The sequence below is a fragment of the Flavobacterium sp. genome (genome assembly GCF_047602195.1).
GTDB lineage: Bacteria > Bacteroidota > Bacteroidia > Flavobacteriales > Flavobacteriaceae > Flavobacterium.
Window position 1 is genome coordinate 2,308,713 of record NZ_JASGHW010000004.1, and the last position, 19,023, is coordinate 2,327,735.

Annotated in this window: 13 protein-coding genes; 9 read left to right on the plus strand and 4 right to left on the minus strand. The window is 48.7% G+C overall.

Annotation, left to right across the window (positions count from 1 at the left end; translation table 11 throughout):
* Nucleotides 1-48: 48 nt before the first annotated feature.
* The 3 genes from QM717_RS16405 to QM717_RS16415 form a co-directional block, all read right to left on the minus strand.
* Nucleotides 49-762 carry an endonuclease/exonuclease/phosphatase family protein gene (locus QM717_RS16405; protein ID WP_415039093.1) on the minus strand — a complete coding sequence of 238 codons (714 nt, stop codon included), beginning with the start codon at nucleotides 760-762 and terminating at the stop codon, nucleotides 49-51.
* A gap of 226 nt (nucleotides 763-988) precedes the next feature.
* On the minus strand, nucleotides 989-3,298 hold the full coding sequence (locus QM717_RS16410) for a BamA/TamA family outer membrane protein (protein ID WP_415039095.1): 2,310 nt from the start codon (nucleotides 3,296-3,298) through the stop codon (nucleotides 989-991).
* Complete coding sequence (locus QM717_RS16415) at nucleotides 3,295-8,346, minus strand: translocation/assembly module TamB domain-containing protein (protein WP_415039097.1); 5,052 nt, start codon at nucleotides 8,344-8,346, stop codon at nucleotides 3,295-3,297. Before QM717_RS16415 ends, QM717_RS16410 begins: the two co-directional genes overlap by 4 nt.
* Nucleotides 8,347-8,536: 190 nt before the next feature.
* Between QM717_RS16415 and QM717_RS16420 the strand changes: the two genes are divergently transcribed.
* The 9 genes from QM717_RS16420 to sucD all read left to right on the plus strand — a co-directional run bounded on the left by QM717_RS16420 (nucleotide 8,537) and on the right by sucD (nucleotide 17,285).
* Nucleotides 8,537-9,772, plus strand: coding sequence for an HD domain-containing protein (locus tag QM717_RS16420; RefSeq protein WP_415039099.1), 1,236 nt, complete (start codon nucleotides 8,537-8,539; stop codon nucleotides 9,770-9,772).
* 69 nt (nucleotides 9,773-9,841) lie between these two features.
* Nucleotides 9,842-10,873 carry a UDP-3-O-(3-hydroxymyristoyl)glucosamine N-acyltransferase gene (lpxD, locus tag QM717_RS16425; protein ID WP_415039101.1) on the plus strand — a complete coding sequence of 344 codons (1,032 nt, stop codon included), beginning with the start codon at nucleotides 9,842-9,844 and terminating at the stop codon, nucleotides 10,871-10,873.
* Nucleotides 10,874-10,876: 3 nt separating this feature from the next.
* Complete coding sequence (locus QM717_RS16430) at nucleotides 10,877-12,265, plus strand: bifunctional UDP-3-O-[3-hydroxymyristoyl] N-acetylglucosamine deacetylase/3-hydroxyacyl-ACP dehydratase (protein WP_415039103.1); 1,389 nt, start codon at nucleotides 10,877-10,879, stop codon at nucleotides 12,263-12,265.
* Between the two features lie 82 nt (nucleotides 12,266-12,347).
* A complete protein-coding gene (lpxA, locus tag QM717_RS16435; protein ID WP_415039104.1) occupies nucleotides 12,348-13,133 on the plus strand; it encodes an acyl-ACP--UDP-N-acetylglucosamine O-acyltransferase in 786 nt (261 codons plus the stop codon).
* A 123-nt stretch (nucleotides 13,134-13,256) separates the two neighbouring features.
* Entirely contained in the window at nucleotides 13,257-13,823 is a 567-nt protein-coding gene (gene efp, locus QM717_RS16440) for an elongation factor P (RefSeq protein ID WP_415039105.1), read from the plus strand.
* Nucleotides 13,824-13,912: 89 nt separating this feature from the next.
* A complete protein-coding gene (locus QM717_RS16445; protein ID WP_415039106.1) occupies nucleotides 13,913-14,842 on the plus strand; it encodes a UDP-3-O-(3-hydroxymyristoyl)glucosamine N-acyltransferase in 930 nt (309 codons plus the stop codon).
* A 1-nt stretch (nucleotide 14,843) separates the two neighbouring features.
* Nucleotides 14,844-15,206: a nuclear transport factor 2 family protein gene (locus QM717_RS16450; protein WP_415039108.1), complete on the plus strand. Its 363-nt coding sequence runs from the start codon at nucleotides 14,844-14,846 to the stop codon at nucleotides 15,204-15,206.
* A gap of 8 nt (nucleotides 15,207-15,214) precedes the next feature.
* On the plus strand, nucleotides 15,215-16,330 hold the full coding sequence (locus tag QM717_RS16455) for a hypothetical protein (RefSeq protein WP_415039109.1): 1,116 nt from the start codon (nucleotides 15,215-15,217) through the stop codon (nucleotides 16,328-16,330).
* 82 nt (nucleotides 16,331-16,412) lie between these two features.
* On the plus strand, nucleotides 16,413-17,285 hold the full coding sequence (gene sucD, locus QM717_RS16460; RefSeq protein ID WP_415039111.1) for a succinate--CoA ligase subunit alpha: 873 nt from the start codon (nucleotides 16,413-16,415) through the stop codon (nucleotides 17,283-17,285).
* Nucleotides 17,286-17,344: 59 nt separating this feature from the next.
* Here sucD and QM717_RS16465 read toward each other — a convergent pair whose 3' ends face one another.
* Nucleotides 17,345-18,985 (minus strand): aryl-sulfate sulfotransferase, encoded by a 1,641-nt coding sequence (locus tag QM717_RS16465; RefSeq protein ID WP_415039113.1) that lies wholly within the window; start codon nucleotides 18,983-18,985, stop codon nucleotides 17,345-17,347.
* Nucleotides 18,986-19,023 lie beyond the last annotated feature (38 nt).

The window sequence follows — 19,023 nt, forward strand, 5'->3', positions numbered from 1 at the left end:
CTAAATTATCTTTAATAGAAAGCCCCTTCGGAAACGGAGGGGCTTTTTTTATAGATCGAATTCTGCAATCAAAGGTTTGTGGTCGCTGTACATCGACCAATGCTCGTAGGCACCAATTTCAACCTGCTTTAATTTTTGAAGCAAGGCAGCCGATGCAAAACAATAATCCATGTGATAGGATTTGTCCCGGTGTCGGTACAGGAAAAAGGTAGGATCGGTTTCCTGGCCCTGAACCTGATGGTGGAAAGTATGGTAAGTACTGAAAACCTGATGCGTTTCGAGTTTTTTGACCAAGGCCGAATGATTGCCCTCGCGTCGCGGCTTGTCCCAGATCGTGTTGCTGTTGAAATCACCGATCCATATCGAATCCTTACCGGCCAGCAAATTTTCATAATGGTGAAAAGCCTTCCAGACCTGTGTCACATAAGCGCCTTCTTTGTCCTGCGGGTTGTTGGCCCAGACGGCAAACAAGAGGAAATCGATTTTCCCATTGGACACCTGAATCGGTAAAATGTTCTTGAAGGCGGGGTTGTGGCAATCGAGCAGTTTGAAACGATAATCGCTGTACGAGAAAACACCCAGCCCCTTGTGTGCATTGTCGCCATGCCAGATCACATCGGTCGGTAAGGGAATGCCATCGGGAAATTTCAGCTTGTCGGGATGCTCGCATTCGGGGACGACCAAAATATCGGGCCGGTGCGCGAGGATGTACCCGGCTTTTTTGCGGAAGACCATATTGCAATTCCAGGTGATGATTTTCATACGATTACAAATGTTGGTGATGGAACGGCGTCCGCGTTAGCGATCGAGCCAGGCACCGCGTGCAGGCGAGAGCGCGGCCCGAAGGGACACGAGGCTGGAAGCCGACTGCCCGAAGGGAAACGCCCACCCGAGCGAAGCGAACAGGCGAAGCAAAGGCCGTCCCGCATTTCGGGAGAGCGAAGCTAAAATTCAACAATCCAAATTGAAACGAATAGCAATTTAGGAATTAAAAAGGATAACCAATCGCCAGGTTGAAAATCAAATTTTCGCGTTTCCAACTGCCGCTGCCAAATTCGATCTTGTCCATGACCCATCGCTGCCCGTCGGCCAGGTAAGGTTTGCGCAACGGAAAGGCAAAATCAAGCCGCAAAATCAGGATCGAAATATCGATGCGCAATCCGGCTCCGGCTCCCACGGCCAGTTCGTTGAGAAAATCGCCCGAGAATTTCCCGCCCGGTTTTTCGGGATTGTCATTAAAGAGCCACACATTTCCGGCATCTACAAATAGGGCGCCGTTGATGACGCTGACGAGTTTGGTCCGGAACTCGGTGTTGAATTCAAATTTGAGATCACCCGATTGGTCGGGAAGAAAGGTATTCTCGTCGACTTCGGGCTTGAACGTTCCAGGTCCGACGGCGCGTGCCCTGAACGCCCTGAGGCTGCTCGCGCCACCGCTGAAGAATTGCTTGATGAACGGCAGATCGCGCGAATTGCCAAACGGCACGCCGGCGCCCACAATGACACGGCTCGCGATCTGGGAATTTTCGCCCACTTTCATGTAATGCCTGAAATCGGCTTCGGCTTTGACGAATTGGCTGAACGGGACGTTGAGTACGCTGATCGTATCGCCCTTCTTGATGTTGGCGCCGGTAACCAATCCCGTAATCATGGCCGATTCCTCGAGATTGCCTTCGAAATAAAACGTATGTTTTTTGCGCTTCTGCATCGTATTGGTGTAGGTATACGTATAGGTCGGCCCGAAAATCAATTGTTTTTCGATGACTTTTTCCAAAGCCGGGACGGCGGCCATTTGCTGTTTGTACAGTTCGGAAACATTGGTCGGGCTCACATAGGTAATTTCGGTCACATTGAGCAAATGCTCCTTGCGCACATTTTCCTTGAACTGGTAGCCGAACGAACCCCTGAACGTATTGAGCCCGTACAGCTTGATTCTTTTTTGGAATTCATACCCAATGGTCACCTTGGTCTTGGGGACAAATCCGCCCGAAGTCTCAAACTTGAACGGTGCGATGATCCTTGGCCAATACAAACTCGTTTCGCCCCCGACGCGGTACACATTGTAGCCTTTGTTTTGTCCCGAAACCTGGATTTCCATACCGCCGAAAGCCGAAATGGTCAACAATTCCGCGCCTTTGAAAGTATTGCGGTTGCTCCAGTTGACGTTGATCTCGCTACCGCTGTAATTGGCCGTGTTGGTTTTGCCGAGTATTTCGAAACGGATTGATTTCTTCGGAAGCGGCGTTAAATAATAGTAGGCGTCGAGCGTGTTTTCGAATTTGTTCGACACCTTGAACTGGTTCTTGACAAACTTAAAAGTCCCAAGGTTGACCAATCGATTCAATGACAAATTGTGGTCGCTGCGGTTGTACAAATCGCCTTTGTGGAAATACAGCGTCCGGTCGTAAATGCGCGGATTGAACGTCTCGGCCGTATCGATGATCGTAAGGTCTTTATATACTTGGATTGAATCGGGTTTGGTGATTTTATTTTCCTTGGTGATTGAATAATTCGGGTAGACGATGATGTTGTTGATTTTATAAGTCTCGCGCGCATTTTCGGGCGTTTCGTCCTTGACTTTGACCAGCAGATCGACCTCGTATTTCCCCACCGTACTGTCGACCTGGATCTTGAGGTAATCGGCACTGAAGAAATAATAGCCACGTTCCTTGAGTCGTCCGTCGATGCGTTCGCGCTCGGCCTTGATCACATCTAGGTCATACGGATCGCCTGGTTTGAGTAAGCCGCGCTTGCCACTTTTTCCGAGGGTGCGCGTAATGGCTTTGTCGAGTTGGCTCGTCGAATCGGATGGGTAAATGACCTTGCGAATTTTCCACTGTTTTCCGGGTTTGATGACGTATTGCGCCGAGGCTTTCTTGCCGCTTCGCGTAGAGTCGGAAGTGGTCAATGCCTGGAAATAGCCTTTGTTTTCGGCAAAACTCTGGATTACGTCGGCGTTGTATTTGAGGTCGACCTTGGCGAAGGTCACCGGCGGTTCGCCGACTTTGTATTTGAGCCAATGCCGGAACCCTTTGTCTTTCTTGGGTTCTTTTGTATTGTTGTAGATGTAGAGTTTCGGGCGCAACCCCAAAATCTTTTTGTTCGGGATCGGACGCGGCAAATCATTGATCTGTTTTTCGAGTTCCTTGCGTTGTTTTTTGGGCAGTTCCTTCGCATCGACTTTTACATCGGCGCCGGTGTACAGCAGTTCGCCCTCGGCCAAATATTTGGTGTTGCTGCAAGAATACATAAAAAGCAACGCAGATAAGCCGTATATAAAATGGGATGTTTTCATCATTTCTGGTCTTTTGCTTTTTGTGCTTTGGCTTTTTCCTTTTTGGCCTTGAGTTCGGCCTCGATTTCTCTTTCCTTTTCAGAGCGGTGGAACAATTCGCGGAATTTGTTGTAATCCATCGTAATGATAAAGCCCACGCCGGTTTCGATGACTTGTCCCTGCAGCGCGACCTGGTACTGGTTTTTGCGGTACACGCGCACACGGTAACGACCGTCCTTGGTCAGTTGGTAATCGGCGGCGAGATCGCCCGCAATATTGGTGGTTTCTTCACCGGCCTGTTGCTGGCCTTCAAGCCCAAACGAACTGCCGACGGTCACTTTCAATCGGTCATTCATAAATCTTCTCGAGACGCCCACATTCAAATCGGTACGGTTTTGTTTGGATCCCGAAGTGTAATCGTCGGTCGATTCGAGGTCAAAATTGATCTCGACGCCCTGGATCAGATCGGCCGCCAGGTTATTGAGCTGTTGCGACAACAATTTGCTCGCGCTCTGTCTGGCAAACGATTCGGCCGAAGTCCCGCCGGCTTCACTCGCAAACGGGTTCTCGCTGATGAAACGGTTGAGCAGGAGCAGGGCAAAAACCTGTTTGTTGAGCTCCGACGGATCCTGGCGCAATTGGGCCAGTTTGGTTTCGGTGGTGTTGGTGACGGTCGTAGAAACCGAGTTGTTGCCCTCCTCAAGCTGGATGTCAAACGTGATTTCGGGTTTGAGCAGCGCGCCTTTCATGATCAGGTTGGTTTCAAACGGAATGCGTTGTTTGTATTGGTTGCGCACTTCATCGGGTACGCCACCAAGTTGGTCGCCCACCAAATCAATCGGGGCCGTATTCGATTTGTAGATCGCGGTGATGTTCACGTCGGCCTGCGTCGGTTCGCCGGTCCATAAAATATAACTGCCCTGTTTGATCTCGAATTTGCGTTTGAGTACGTTGAACGTCATCTCATAGGTTCCTTCCTGGAATTCGTAACGCCCGGTCAGCGTGGTTTTTCCCGATGGGTCGATGCCACCGGTGAGTCGCGCTTCGCCTTTGAGTTTGAGGTAATCGCCGTTGCCTTTGTCGATGATCAGGTTGAGCTCGGCTTCCTTGTCGATCTCGATGTTGACCGAGGCGTCGATGCCCCTGAACTTGGTTTTGCCCAGCGAATCGTTCGCGATCTGGATTTTCTTGAGGTCGTCGTTGTCCTGGTCGATGAACTCGACGATGCCTTCACGGTCTTCGATCGATGGGTTCGAAGAAGGCAGCACGACGGTCAGCTTGGTGTCTCCGTTGAGCTTGATGTTGCCGTCGATAACCGGTTTGTTCAAATCGCCGCGCACACGCAGTTTGGTGTCCAGGAACACTTGTCCGTAATACAAATCGTTATCTTTTTCCTTCGAATTCATCGCACGGAAATTGTCGGCATTGATGTTCAGGTTGAACGCATAATCGCGGTAGTTGGGCGTGTCGATGTGGCCGATGACGATCAGTTCGTTGTCGTTTTCATCCGAGAGCGAGAATTTCTCGAATACGATTCCATTCTCGGTAAACAAAATCTTGTCGTTGATCAGATGGAAAGCCGAATTGATCGGTACGACCGTAAACGCCCCGTCGTTGAACTTGACCTCGCCGATGACATTCGGGTCGTCGACGGTTCCGGTTACCTTGAGTTTGCCGTTGACGTAACCGCTGCTTTTACGCAGGTTTCCGGCCGTAAACGGTTGGATGCTTTTCATTTCGAGATGCTGCATGTCGAGATTGAGGTCGAAACTGCTGTTGTCCGAACGGTAAATCCCGTCGAGGTTGACCTGGTTGCCGTTGCCTGTAATCGCGACTTTGGCGTCATAGGTATTGGCGATTTCGTTGTTGACCTTGATGTTGATGTTGCCGACCGTGTCTTTTTTATAACTGAAATCGTCGATGTTCATATCGGCGGTAAAAGTCGGGGATTTTTGCAGGTTTTTGAGGATGGCGTTCCCGTTGATGCGTCCGCCCAAAAGCAACGAATCCTGTTGCACCATGCTCGTGATCGTTTCGATCTTGAATTCCTTGAAATCGACGGCCATTGGCGCATCGGGCGCTTCAGATTGCGATTGGATTTTAATCGAACTGCCGTCTTTGCCCAATTCGAATTGGTTGACATAAACCGATTCGCCGAGCCGCACCTCATTTTCGGGATTGACCGTCCAATTGTCATAATTGAGCCGCAAGCCATCGGGAACCAAATGGATGATGGTCTGGTTGTTTTCGGCCTTGAGGATTCCGGCAATCAAATAGCGCTCGACATCCTTGGCGTCGCGCGTCTGCAGCACATAAGCGACCGTATTGTCCTTGACCGAACCCGAAACGCTTGCATACGGCAATTGGAACGAAGGATTGTGGATGTCGTCTACGATCACCGCATAGACCAGGCTTTCGTTTTCGGTCCCGATGTTGACCACGGCATTGGTAATCGTATTGTCGGCGTAGGCCAGTTTCGGGATCAGGGCGTTCATCACAATGGTGTCGCCCACCGAATTGTAATGACCGGCAATCGCAATCGAATCGAGTTCCTTGAGATCGGGAATCATACGCAGCAGGAGCGGACTTGGCTTGACCTTGATCGCATAGTCGAATTGTTGCGGATCGGTTTTGGCCAGTGCCTTTTTCGGACTGGTATTGTAGTATTTCGCGACCGAATTCATCAGCGCAGTCCCGACTTTGGTCACCTGGAACCTTCCGACTACATCGGCGTCGGCAAATTGCGAACGCAGCGAGATGGCATTCTGGTTGTCCATCGCGGTCGATTCGACATTGATCGAGTCAAGGATGAATTCGCCATTTTCATTGGCAAACATGATGTGGTGCAAACTGAGATTTCCATTTAAGTAATCCGCGTCCAAGGTTTGAATATCAGCATCTACGTTTCCACGTATTTTCATCGGACCGGCATGCAGGTTGAGCTTTTCGAGGTCTGCGATGTCCATGTTCAATTTAAGCTTGACCGCGGGATATTTGCCGCCGAAATCACCGCTCGAGGCCAGGTCAAAAGTCAGGTTCGGGTCTTTCATTTTGGCTTCGGCCACGAACTCGCCGTGCTGGATGTTGCCGTTAAGAACCAAGTCACGGAAGGTGTAATTGTTGTATTCGGCTTTGTAGACATGGCCTTTGACCACGGCATTGGCCGTTTTGGGATCGAGTCCGGTCCCGCTTACTTTTGCCTTGAGTGTCACACGGCCGATCGTATCATTTTTGAGCAATTTACCGACGTTGAAATTTTGGATGTCGACATCGGCCTTGTATTTTTCTTGGTTCTTGCGGCGTTGGTCGAATTGTGCCTTGACCTTGGCATTGCCGAAACTGCTGCGCAAATTCAAATTCGTATCGAAATCATTGATATAGCCGACAAAAGTCCCATTCAATGCAAGCTGCGAAGGCAGTTGGATGTTGTTCGGAATCGTGCCCTTCGGGACAAAATTCTGGATGTCACGTGCCGTCGACTGGATGTTGTGGATTGCCAGGTTGAAATAAGCCTTTTCTGCATCCGGTAAACCGATGATGCGTCCGCTGGCGTTGACCACCGTATTGCCGATGCCGCTGATCTGCAGTTTCGGGATCTGCAGGTTGCCGACTTTGCCCGTGATGCGGCTGTCGATCTGCATGATGGCGTCGGGATTACTTTTGAACGGGTTGGTGTCGGCCAGCGCCGGTACAAAAATCAAGATGTCCTTGAACCCGATGTGGCTGCCCGAAACATTGGCATTGACATCGAGCGCACCGATGTCTTTGCCCAACGATTCAATCGACGGATAACCTACAATAATTTGATCTTTGAGCAACGTTTGCGGCGTTTTTAAATACAGTTTTTTGAGGTAGGCATTTTTCTGGCCGTAATAAAATTCGGTCTTGAGCGATTGGATGTCGAGTCCGCTTTTATCCTGAACGGTAAATGCATAAATATTTCCCGCAGCGGTTTGGCCATCATACCCGAATTTTTCACCCACGAGATTGAGGTTCTTGATGTCGAGGTGTTGGTAATCGATGCCTTTTTGGACCGGCGCGGCATTCTGATCGTTGTAGCGGAAAGCGACCCGTTTGAAATCGGCTTGATTGAGCTTGATTTTCCATGGCATTCCAGGCGCAGTTTCGGGTTCCTGTTTGGCATTGGCGACTTTTTGGGCCAGTGCGCGCTCGAATTTGCCGACGGTCAACGCGCCTTTGAGCGAGCGGATGTCAAGGCTTTCCAGATCGATGATTTGTTTCTGGATGTCAAGGTTGTTGACGCGGATGAGCATTTTGTGGAACGCCACGCCGGTGTTCATTTTGGTGCCTTCGTTGTCGTAACCGATCTTGATTTTGTTCAAATCGATCGTGCCGAGCTTGAGTTTGAGGTTGGGTTGCTGTGCCAAAGAATCGGTGACTTCGCGTGTTTTTACCGCGACTTCTTGTACGAGTTGGCCTTGCTTGAGTTTGAGGTCGAGTCCGTCGAGCTTGATTTTCGGGACATCGAATTCGAGTTTGTCGAGATCGAATTGGTCGATTTGCGTATCGAAATGCGCGAGGTAAACCTTGAGGTCGTTCTTCGAGATTTTATCGTCAAACTTGGCGTGTACGCGGTCGAGGTTGATTTTTTTGACTGAAATCTTCATCGGCTGCGAAGGTTCTTCCTTTTCTTCCTTGGAGGCAAACGCCTGGATGATGTAATCGAAATTGAACACCGAATCTTGGTTGCGCGACACATTGGCCGTGATGCCCTTGAGGTCGACCGAATTGATTTCGACCTCGTTGCTGATGAGTTTGAACAGGCTGATGTCGACGGCAAGTTTTTCCCCGGCGAGCAAAGTGTCTTTTTGTTGGTCTTCGAAATAGAAATCCTCGAGGATGACTTTTTTGGGCAACCCGATTTCAATCCGGCCGATCACGACCTTGGTGTGTATTTTTCCTTCGAGATAAGTGACGGCTTTGTTCTTGATGACATTCTGGATGGCCGGCACCTGGATCAGCAAAACTACGAGAAGAAAAAGCCCGATCAACGAGCCGATAATCCAAAGCAATACCTTTGCAGTTTTCCTGATGTACTTTTTATAATCCAAGTCTGTTTGTTTTTTTAACTAATGTAATCCAATTCGGCCTAAAATCCTAATCGGGCGCACAATTATCCAAGGTGTAAAGTTGCTCGATTTTATAAAGGTTTTCCTTATAGTTTACGGTGTTAATGTTATAATATTTTGAGTTGCAGCGGCCTTGAATTATTTGCTATCTTTGTTATCCAAAATTCTGAAAGTGTCACAAATCAACAAACTCAAGATATTAAACGATCCGATCTACGGATTCATCACGATTCCCAATCCGCTCATTTACGACCTGATCCAGCATCCTTATTTCCAGCGTTTGCGCCGAATTTCCCAAATGGGTTTGTCGTACCTGGTTTATCCGGGCGCGCACCACACGCGATTTCACCATGCGTTGGGCTGCATGCACATCATGCAGAAAGCCATTGAGGTGTTGCGTTTCAAAGGCGTTTCGATTTCGCCAGACGAGGAAAATGCACTCTACATCGCGATCCTGCTGCACGACATCGGGCATGGGCCGTTTTCGCACGCGATGGAACACAGCATCGTCGAGAACGTCAACCACGAAGCGATCTCGTTGTTGTTTATGGACAAACTCAACGCCGATTTCGACGGGAAATTGTCGCTTGCTATTAAAGTCTTTAAAGGTGATTATAATAGAAAATTTATGTTGCAATTGATTTCGAGCCAACTCGACATGGATCGTATGGATTACCTCAAACGCGACAGTTTTTACACGGGCGTGGCCGAGGGCAACATCAATTCGGACCGCTTGATCCAGATGATGAACGTGGTCGACGATGTGTTGGTCTTGGAAGAAAAAGGCATCTATTCGATCGAGAAATTCCTGATGGCGCGCCGCCTGATGTATTGGCAGGCTTATCTGCACAAAACCTCTTTAGTGGCCGAATTGATTTTGACCAAAGTACTCAAACGCGCCAAAGAACTCACACAAAAAGGAGTTGTGTTGCCGTGTAGCGAACCGTTGCGTTTCTTCATGAAAAACAAGATCGAGCGCGAAGATTTCAACGACAATGTGCTCGACCAATTCGCACAGCTCGACGATTTCGACATTGTAGGCGCACTCAAATCGTGGCAGCACCAGGACGATGTGATTTTGAGCAAACTCTGCAAGATGATCATCAACCGAGATTTATTGAAAATCAAACTCAGCAGCGAAAAATTCGCCAAGGAAGAAATCACGAAACTGATCGAAGACCTCATCAAGAAAGGCGAGGTGTCGATGGCCGACGCATCCTATTTCATCTTCAAGGGAAAAATTAAGAACCAGGCGTACAACAAAACCGCCGAACCGATCCATATTTTAAAGAAAGACAAATCGATCGAGGACGTGGTCGAAGCCTCGGACCAATTGAATCTGAAAGCGCTCTCGAAGCCCGTCACCAAATATTACATCTGTTTTCCAAAACACCTCAAAGAAAATTAACGCGCATCGTCAAATTTTTATATTTTTGTCGGCAGTTCCATTTTCAGCGGAACATTTTAAACACGCACAATGAAGTTTACAGCAGAACAAATAGCAGGCATTTTAGAAGGCGAAGTCGTCGGAAATCCCAATGCCGAAGTCTACAAGCTTTCCAAGATCGAGGAGGGAAGCGACGGCTCGCTGACGTTTCTGGCCAACCCAAAATACACGCATTTTATCTATTCGACACAGGCCACTATTACGATCGTCAACAGTTCGTTTGTGCCTGAATCCGACATCACGACAACCTTGATCAAGGTCGAAGACGCCTATATGTCGTTTTCCAAACTGCTCGAATTTTACGACCAGGCGCGCAAGGCGAGCAAGAACGGCATCGAGGCGCATACGGTCATCTCCAACAACGTGAATTATGGCGAAGGTTTTTACCTCGGCAGTTTCAGTTATGTTGGGGCCAATGTCAAGATGGGCAACCATGTCAAGATTTATCCGAACGTCTACATCGGCGACAATGTCGTGATCGGCAACAACGTAACGATTTTCGCCGGGGCCAAGATTTACTCGGATACGGTAATCGGGAACGATTGCGTCATCCATTCCGGGGTCATCATCGGGGCGGACGGTTTTGGTTTTGCACCGAACAAGGAAGGCAGCTACAATAAGGTGCCGCAGATCGGCAACGTGATTCTCGAGGATTCAGTCGATATCGGTGCCGGAACGACCATCGATCGCGCGACCATGGGCTCGACCATCATCCGCAAAGGCGTCAAGCTCGACAACCAGATCCAGATCGCGCACAATGTCGAGATCGGGGAGCACACTGTCATTGCGGCACAGACCGGTGTGGCAGGTTCGACCAAGATCGGGCAGCATTGCGTCATCGGCGGACAGGTTGGCATCGCCGGACATTTGACCATCGGCAACAATGTCAAGATCCAGGCACAGTCCGGAATCGGCAAGAACATCAAGGACGACGAAGTCATCCAGGGAAGCCCGGCTTTCGGTTATGGCGACTACAACAAATCGTACGTGCATTTCCGCAACCTGCCGAAAATCATCGCCGAACTCGAGGAATTGAAAAAAACAATAAACCAAAATAAATAAGCAATGGTTAAACAAACGACCATAAAGAATGAGATTTCCCTGACCGGAGTCGGATTGCACACCGGAAAGGAAGTAAACATGACTTTCAAGCCGGCACCGGTAAACAACGGATTTACCTTTGTACGGGTTGACCTCGAAGGACAGCCGATCATCGAAGCCGACGCCAATTATGTGGTGAACACCCAACGCGGGACCAACCTCGAGAAATTGGGCGTCAAAATCCAGACTTCAGAGCACGTATTGGCCGCTTTCGTCGGTTGTGACGTGGACAATGTGATCATCGAACTCGATGCTTCCGAGCCGCCGATCATGGACGGTTCTTCGAAATATTTCGTCGAGGCGATTGAAAAAGCTGGAATCGTCGAGCAAGAAGCCGAAAGAAAATACTATGTCGTCAAAGAAGTCATTTCATTCACCGATGAAGCCACCGGAAGCGAAATCCTGGTCATGCCGAGCGACGACTACCAAGTAACGACGATGGTCGATTTTGGTACGAAAGTTTTGGGCACGCAGAACGCGACAATGAAAAATATCTCCGAATTCAAGTCGGAAATTGCCGATGCGCGTACATTCAGCTTTTTGCACGAACTCGAATCGTTGCTCGAAAACGGGCTCATCAAAGGCGGCGATCTCAACAATGCCATTGTTTATGTCGACAAGGAAATTTCACCGAGCACGATGGAAAACCTGCGCACCGCTTTTGGCAAGGACAAGATTTCAGTCAAGCCCAATGGCATCCTCGACAACCTGACCTTGCATTATCCAAACGAAGCCGCACGCCACAAGCTGCTTGATGTGGTAGGCGATTTGGCTTTGATCGGCACCCGCATCAAAGGGAAAATCATAGCCAATAAACCGGGCCATTTCGTCAACACCCAGTTTGCCAAGAAAATGGCCAAGATCATCAAGATCGAACAAAGAAACCAGGTTCCGGTGTACGATTTGAACCAGGAGCCGCTCATGGACATCCACAAGATCATGTCGATGTTGCCGCACCGTCCGCCGTTCTTGCTCGTGGATAAAATCTTCGAATTGTCGGATTCGCATGTTGTTGGTTTGAAAAACGTGACGATGAACGAACCGTTTTTCGTGGGCCACTTCCCGGGCGCACCAGTCATGCCGGGCGTCTTGATCATCGAGGCGATGGCGCAAACGGGCGGAATCCTCATTTTGAGCACGGTTCCGGATCCAGAAAATTACCTGACGTATTTCATGAAAATAGACAATGTGAAATTCAAGCACAAAGTATTGCCGGGCGATTCGCTCGTATTCAAATGCGACTTGATTTCACCAATCAGACGTGGAATCTGCCACATGCAGGCCAATGCGTACGCCAACGGAAAATTGGTGGCCGAAGCCGAATTGATGGCGCAGATTGCCAAAAACCAATAATTTTGTTTAACCGTTGAATCGTTTAACCGGTGAACCGAAGAACGATTAAACGGTTAAACAATTAACCGATTAAACAAGATATATGAATCAACCTTTAGCTTATGTGCACCCCGGCGCCAAAATCGCCAAGAATGTCGTGATCGAGCCGTTTACGACCATCCACAACAATGTGGTGATCGGTGACGGAACCTGGATCGGATCGAACGTGACCATCATGGAAGGTGCACGAATAGGGAAGAACTGTAATATTTTTCCGGGAGCCGTTATTTCGGCGGTTCCGCAGGATTTGAAATTTGGTGGTGAGGAATCGCTGGCCATCATCGGTGACAACTGTACAATCCGCGAATGCGTGACCATCAACCGCGGTACCGTGGCATCGGGTCAGACTGTCGTTGGGAACAATTGCCTCATCATGGCCTATGCCCACGTGGCGCACGATTGCGTGATCGGGAACAATTCGATCATCGTCAACGGAGTGGCCTTGGCCGGACACGTGGTGATCGGCAACCATGCCGTGATTGGCGGTTTGGCGGCTGTACACCAGTTCATCCACATCGGGGATCATGCGATGGTTTCGGGTGGATCGCTCGTCAGGAAAGATGTACCGCCGTATACCAAGGCTGCGAAAGAGCCTTTGTCGTATGTCGGGATCAATTCGGTTGGGCTCCGCAGACGTGGTTTCTCGACCGAGAAAATTCGCGAAGTACAAGACATTTACAGAATCCTGTACCAGAAAAATTACAACACTTCGCAGGCCGTGAGTATCATCGAAGCCGAAATGGAAGCGACACCGGAGCGCGACGAGATCCTCGATTTCATCCGCAATTCGTCACGCGGCGTGATGAAAGGCTATACTGGAAATTATTAGAAGAAAGACCGCTTCGCTGCTAGAGGCAAAGATCATTTAGCTGCAAGACATCAAGAACATAAAAATAGAAGTAGTCGACGGTTTTCCCGATTAAACGATTAAACAAATTAACAAATAACAATAATGGCATCTACATCAGATATTAAAAATGGATTGTGCATCAAGTTCAACCACGACATCTACAAGATTATCGAATTTCTTCACGTAAAACCGGGTAAAGGCCCAGCTTTCGTTCGTACCAAACTCAAAAGCGTGACCAACGGGAAAGTAATCGACAACACTTTTTCTGCCGGGCACAAGATTGAGGAAATCCGGGTGGAGACGCATAAATTCCAATATTTATACGCCGAGGGTGATCAGTTCAACTTTATGAACACGGAGACTTTCGAGCAGATCACGATCAACAAGAATGCGCTCGACGCGCCTGAATTGATGAAAGAAGGTTCGGAGGTTATGGTACAGATCAACACCGAAACCGATTTGCCTTTGTCTGTGGACATGCCGGCATCGGTCATCCTCGAAGTGACTTATGCAGAGCCAGGAGTAAAAGGAAACACCGCCACCAACGCGACCAAATCGGCTACGGTTGAAACGGGAGCAAACATCAACGTTCCATTGTTCATCAACGAAGGCGACAGGATCAAGATCGAAACTGCTACCGGAAAATACATGGAGCGCGTAAAAGAGTAATAATTAGATAATTGGTCAATTAGAAAATGAGATAATGCCTTTGTTGCGCTCATTTTCTAATTTTCTAATTTTCACATTTTCTAATTGAAATGAAATTCCCAAAGGTTTTTCCGCTGCAGGAAATCGCTGCGCTGATCAATTGCCCTTACGTAGGCGACAACAATTTTCCGGTTCATGGTATGAATGAAATTCATGTCGTAGAGCCCGGCGATATTGTGTTTGTCGACCATCCGAAATATTACGACAAGGCATTGCAGTCGGCGGCGACAATTATCCTGATCAACAAGGAAGTGGAATGTCCCGAAGGGAAAGCACTGCTCATTTCGGACGATCCGTTCCGCGATTTCAATAAACTGACGCATCATTTCCGTCCGTTCCGTTATGCGAGCGCGGCGATTTCTGAGCTGGCTGTCATTGGCGAAGGCACGATGATCCAGCCCAATACCTTTGTCGGGCATCATGTGCGCATCGGGAAGAATTGCATCATCCATTCGAACTGTGCGATTTACGACAACACGATCATTGGCGACAATGTCATCGTCCACGCCGGGACTGTTTTGGGCGCCGATGCATTCTATTACAAAAAACGTCCTGAAGGATTCGACCAGTTGCTGTCGGGTGGGCGCGTGGTCATCGAAGACAACGTCGGTATCGGTGCTTTGTGTACGATCGACAAAGGCGTGACCGGTGACACGACTATTGGTGCCGGAACCAAAATCGACAACCAGGTCCATGTAGGCCACGACACGGTTATCGGCAAAAAATGCCTAATCGCTTCGCAGACCGGAATCGCGGGCTGTGTGGTCATTGAGGACGAAGTGACGCTTTGGGGCCAGGTCGGTACGACGAGCGGCATTACCATTGGGTCGAAGGCGGTCGTCATGGGACAGACCGGTGTGACCAAATCGGTCGAGGGCGGCAAAACTTATTTTGGTACGCCAATCGAAGAATCACGTGAAAAACTCAAACAGCTCGCGAACATCAAGAAGATTCCCGAGATACTAAACAAACTCAAATAAAATGTCGGCCAAAAAAATCGTACAGGAATTTTACAAATCCGATGCGCTGATCAACAGCGAAATCATGAAGAATTACCTGCATCCCGAGGTAATCCTCGACTGGAACAGCAGCAAGGGTTTTCTCCAACTCAAATACAAGGACATCATCGATTTGACTTCGCAAATGGAACGTTCGTACATCCGCTCCAAAGCGCGCGTGAGCCATATGGTGCAGGACGGCAACCAGGTTTGTGTACGATATTCCCACTTCATCAAAACTGTCGAAAACCCACGTGAGGAAATGCTTTTGGCGCATTTCTTTGTCATCTGGGAACTCAAGGACGACAAGCTTTTCCGTGGTTTCCAAATGAGCCAATTGAGCTAAATTGCGTAATGACAGCCGGACCCAAAGAAACTGCCATAATCAGGATTAGCTGTTTGGCGTGGCTGGTATCCAAAGTCATCAGTTGGAAACTGTGGCTTCCGACCGGTCGTTTGTTTCCGGAACTTCCCATTTTTGATTTTCTTCCTGTTTTGCCGGCGACTGCGTCGTTGGTTTTATGTGTTTTATCGGTCACGGCCATCTTGGGGCTGGTGTTGTTTCCGTATAAAAAAATATTGTATTTCGTGGCTATTGCCGTAGAATTGGTCGCTTGTATTTTCGACCAGATGCGTTGGCAGCCTTGGGAATACCAATACCTGTTGACATTGGTTTTCTTCGTTTACTATTACAGGAATCCCAAAGCCTTTCTCGAAATCTTTGGTGCCTTGTTGGCTTTGACTTATTTTTTTAGCGGTTTGCACAAATTCAACGAAGCATTTTTGTCGGAAATCTGGGAGAATATTCTCAGGAGGTTGCTGAATTTGGTGCCTGGCCAATCGGGATTACTGTTTTATTCGGGTTATTTTTTGGCGGCGGTCGAATGCGCAGTGGGCGTCGGATTATTGTTTTTCAAGAACAAAAGACCTTTTGTGTATTTGTGCTTCGGGATGCATTTGGCGTTGTTGTACATGCTCGGGCCGTTGGGAATCAATTTCAACGAAGTGGTCTGGCCTTGGAACATCGCGATGATTTTGCTCGTCTGGACTGTTTTTTACAAGCAGCCGGTTGTTCTTACCAAAGCGATTGTCCGTCCGGTTTTCAATAAGGCCGTCTTGGTGCTGATTGGCATCTGTCCGTTGTTGAACTTCGTCGGGCTCTGGGACGACTACCTGTCGTTTTCGTTGTATTCGGGTAAGGTTGAAAAAATCTATGCCTGTTACGATGAAAACCACAAACCCAAAATGCTGCGGCCTTATGCGGCATCCAAAAATCCGTGCGGCCCAGGAAACGTGACCGTGAGCGTGATCAATTGGTCGTTCAAGGAGTTGAAAGTGCCGATGTATCCGGCCGAACATGCCTACAAAGCCTTCAAGCAACGCTGTTCGGAAAAGCAGCGCAAGGACGACATTACCTACATTTTATTCGATTATCCGTACCGCGAATCAGACGTTCGCGAAATTGAATAATTCTTTTGGGAAAGGTGGTAGATATTCTAACTAAAACCTTATTTTTGCATAGCAATTTTAAAAACAACATAAAAAATAAATCATGAGTGTTTTAGTCAATAAAGATTCAAAAATTATTGTTCAGGGTTTTACCGGAAGTGAAGGAACCTTCCACGCTTCGCAAATGATCGAGTACGGAACCAACGTCGTTGGTGGTGTGACGCCAGGAAAAGGCGGGACCGAGCATTTGAACCGTCCGGTTTTCAACACCGTCAAAGACGCCGTGGAAAAAGCGGGCGCCGATACGACAATTATTTTTGTACCGCCGGCCTTTGCTGCCGATGCGATCATGGAAGCCGCCGATGCAGGAATCAAGGTAATCATCACCATTACTGAAGGGATTCCGGTAGCCGATATGATTAAAGCCAATGATTACATCAAAGGAAGAAATTGCGTATTGATCGGGCCAAACTGCCCAGGTGTCATTACACCGGAAGAAGCAAAAGTAGGCATCATGCCGGGCTTCGTTTTCAAGAAAGGAACCGTTGGAATCGTTTCCAAATCGGGAACTTTGACTTATGAAGCAGCCGATCAGGTTGTGAAACAAGGAATGGGAATCACCACAGCCATCGGAATTGGTGGTGACCCAATCATCGGGACCACTACCAAAGCGGCTGTTGAAATGCTCATGAACGATCCGGAAACCAAATGCATCGTGATGATCGGTGAAATCGGTGGCCAACTTGAAGCCGATGCCGCAAAATGGATCAAGGCCGATGGCAACCGCAAACCAGTCATCGGATTCATTGCAGGAGAAACCGCTCCGAAAGGAAGAACAATGGGACACGCCGGAGCCATCGTGGGTGGTTCTGACGATACGGCCGAAGCCAAAAAACGCATCATGCGCGAAAATGGCATCCACGTAGTGGATTCGCCGGCTGAGATCGGTAAGAAAGTAAAAGAAGTGATGGGATAATTTTTCCGTTGTCTTAAAATAAAAAAAGCCTTGCATCTCGCAGGGCTTTTTTTATTGCGCTACTCGATTATTATTTTCTTGTCAAATTGACTGCCGTCGGCACTGATTTTCAGGTAATACAACCCTGTGGCAAATGCATTGGTGTCGATCGAAAAGGGGCTGGAATTCATTCTGGCGGCATACACCGTTTGCCCTAGACTGTTGGTCAGGCTTATAGTTCCATTTGCGGGAGGATTGGGCCAGTTGATGTTCAGGATGTCGTTGGCCGGGTTGGGGTAAACCGACACACCGGCATCTGCGGTATAATCGGCCACTTTCAGGTTCAGGGTACAATTCTCGGATATGATGTTGGCGTTTTCGATGATATTTCCCGCCGTCAGTGTATGGCCATCAAAACCGCTGTAATCGAATGGGTAATAACTGCACCTGAAGGTAAAAGTATCGATTGGGGTTTCACCTTGGGTAACCACCCCCGAGCCATTGACTGGATTGGTGTATTTCCATACCGTTTCGCCCGATGTGCTCACTTCGAAAAAAATACCCGCTGGACCATTGCAAATCAATACATTTCCGTTGGGCAATTGTTCTGCCCCTGAGATAAAGGGCGCATAGTAATTGTCGGGATTCCCGTTGTTGTAGGACCAGGAGCTTGCAGCCGGTGCGATCGGAAGGGTCATGTTGTAGGTGAATCCATCCGAAGGCGGGTTGATGATTTCAATAGAAGAATAATTGCCGCCAATCCTGCCGTTGCCATTGTTGTGGATGATGATCTGGTTGGCAAACGGAAGACCATTTTGTATCCAATGGGCGTTGTGCTGCCCGTTGAAGAGCACGGTGCCTGCGGTGCTGCCATTGTAAACTGCCGGATTGCCATAGCGGTACAGCAAATCGCCGCCTTTGCCTGAATTTCCTCCGCTGTGGCTTGCCGCTTCGGCTGTCGAGGTGCTGTGGTCAATGATCCAGATCTCGCTACAGCTAAAGGAACTGAGTACGATTTGATCCAGTACGGGGTTGTAGTCGATGGAATTCAGGTGGATCCAATCCGATTGCGGCCATGCATTGTAATTGATGTTGACCAACTGCGGGTTATCGATGACACTTCCGTAATTCGATTTGGTATCGTCAAAATCCTGGACAAGATGGTCCCAAAGGTGCCATTCCCAGACCACATTTCCGCCTGTGGCGCCGACAGGTTGTATCTCGAGAATTTGCTCGCTCCATAAATTTTCGGGAACAGCATTGGGATCGCGTCCGGCAGCAATGGCTTCGGCCTGAGGTCTGGAATCCCAGGCAATCAGCAATATGTTGCCATTGGGCATGGCCTTGACGTCGTGGTGTTGGCATTTGGTCGCATCCGATACCGTGTAGGTCCAAATGACATTGCCATCCCAGTCGATCTTCTCAATGATGCCGCCGGTACCGCCTGCGGTAAAGATCGGGTTGTTGGCTTTGCCTGTGCGCAATAGGGTGCCATCGGGCAGGATATAGGTGGAACAACCGGGTGTGTAGGCACTGCTCCAGTTTTTGACTTGTCGGCCGCATTTGTCGATCAGGTAAGTGGTCGTGCTTGACAGCGGGGCAAATAAGACATAGCCATCGTCGAGGCTTTGCGGATCGTGTTGGTTCAAGCCAACGGTTTGGGCATTCAAGATAGTAAAAGGGGCGGCAATCAAAAGTAGTAGAAGGTAGTTTGCTTTCATAATCGGCTGTTTTTTAATAGATTGACTCAAACAAATAT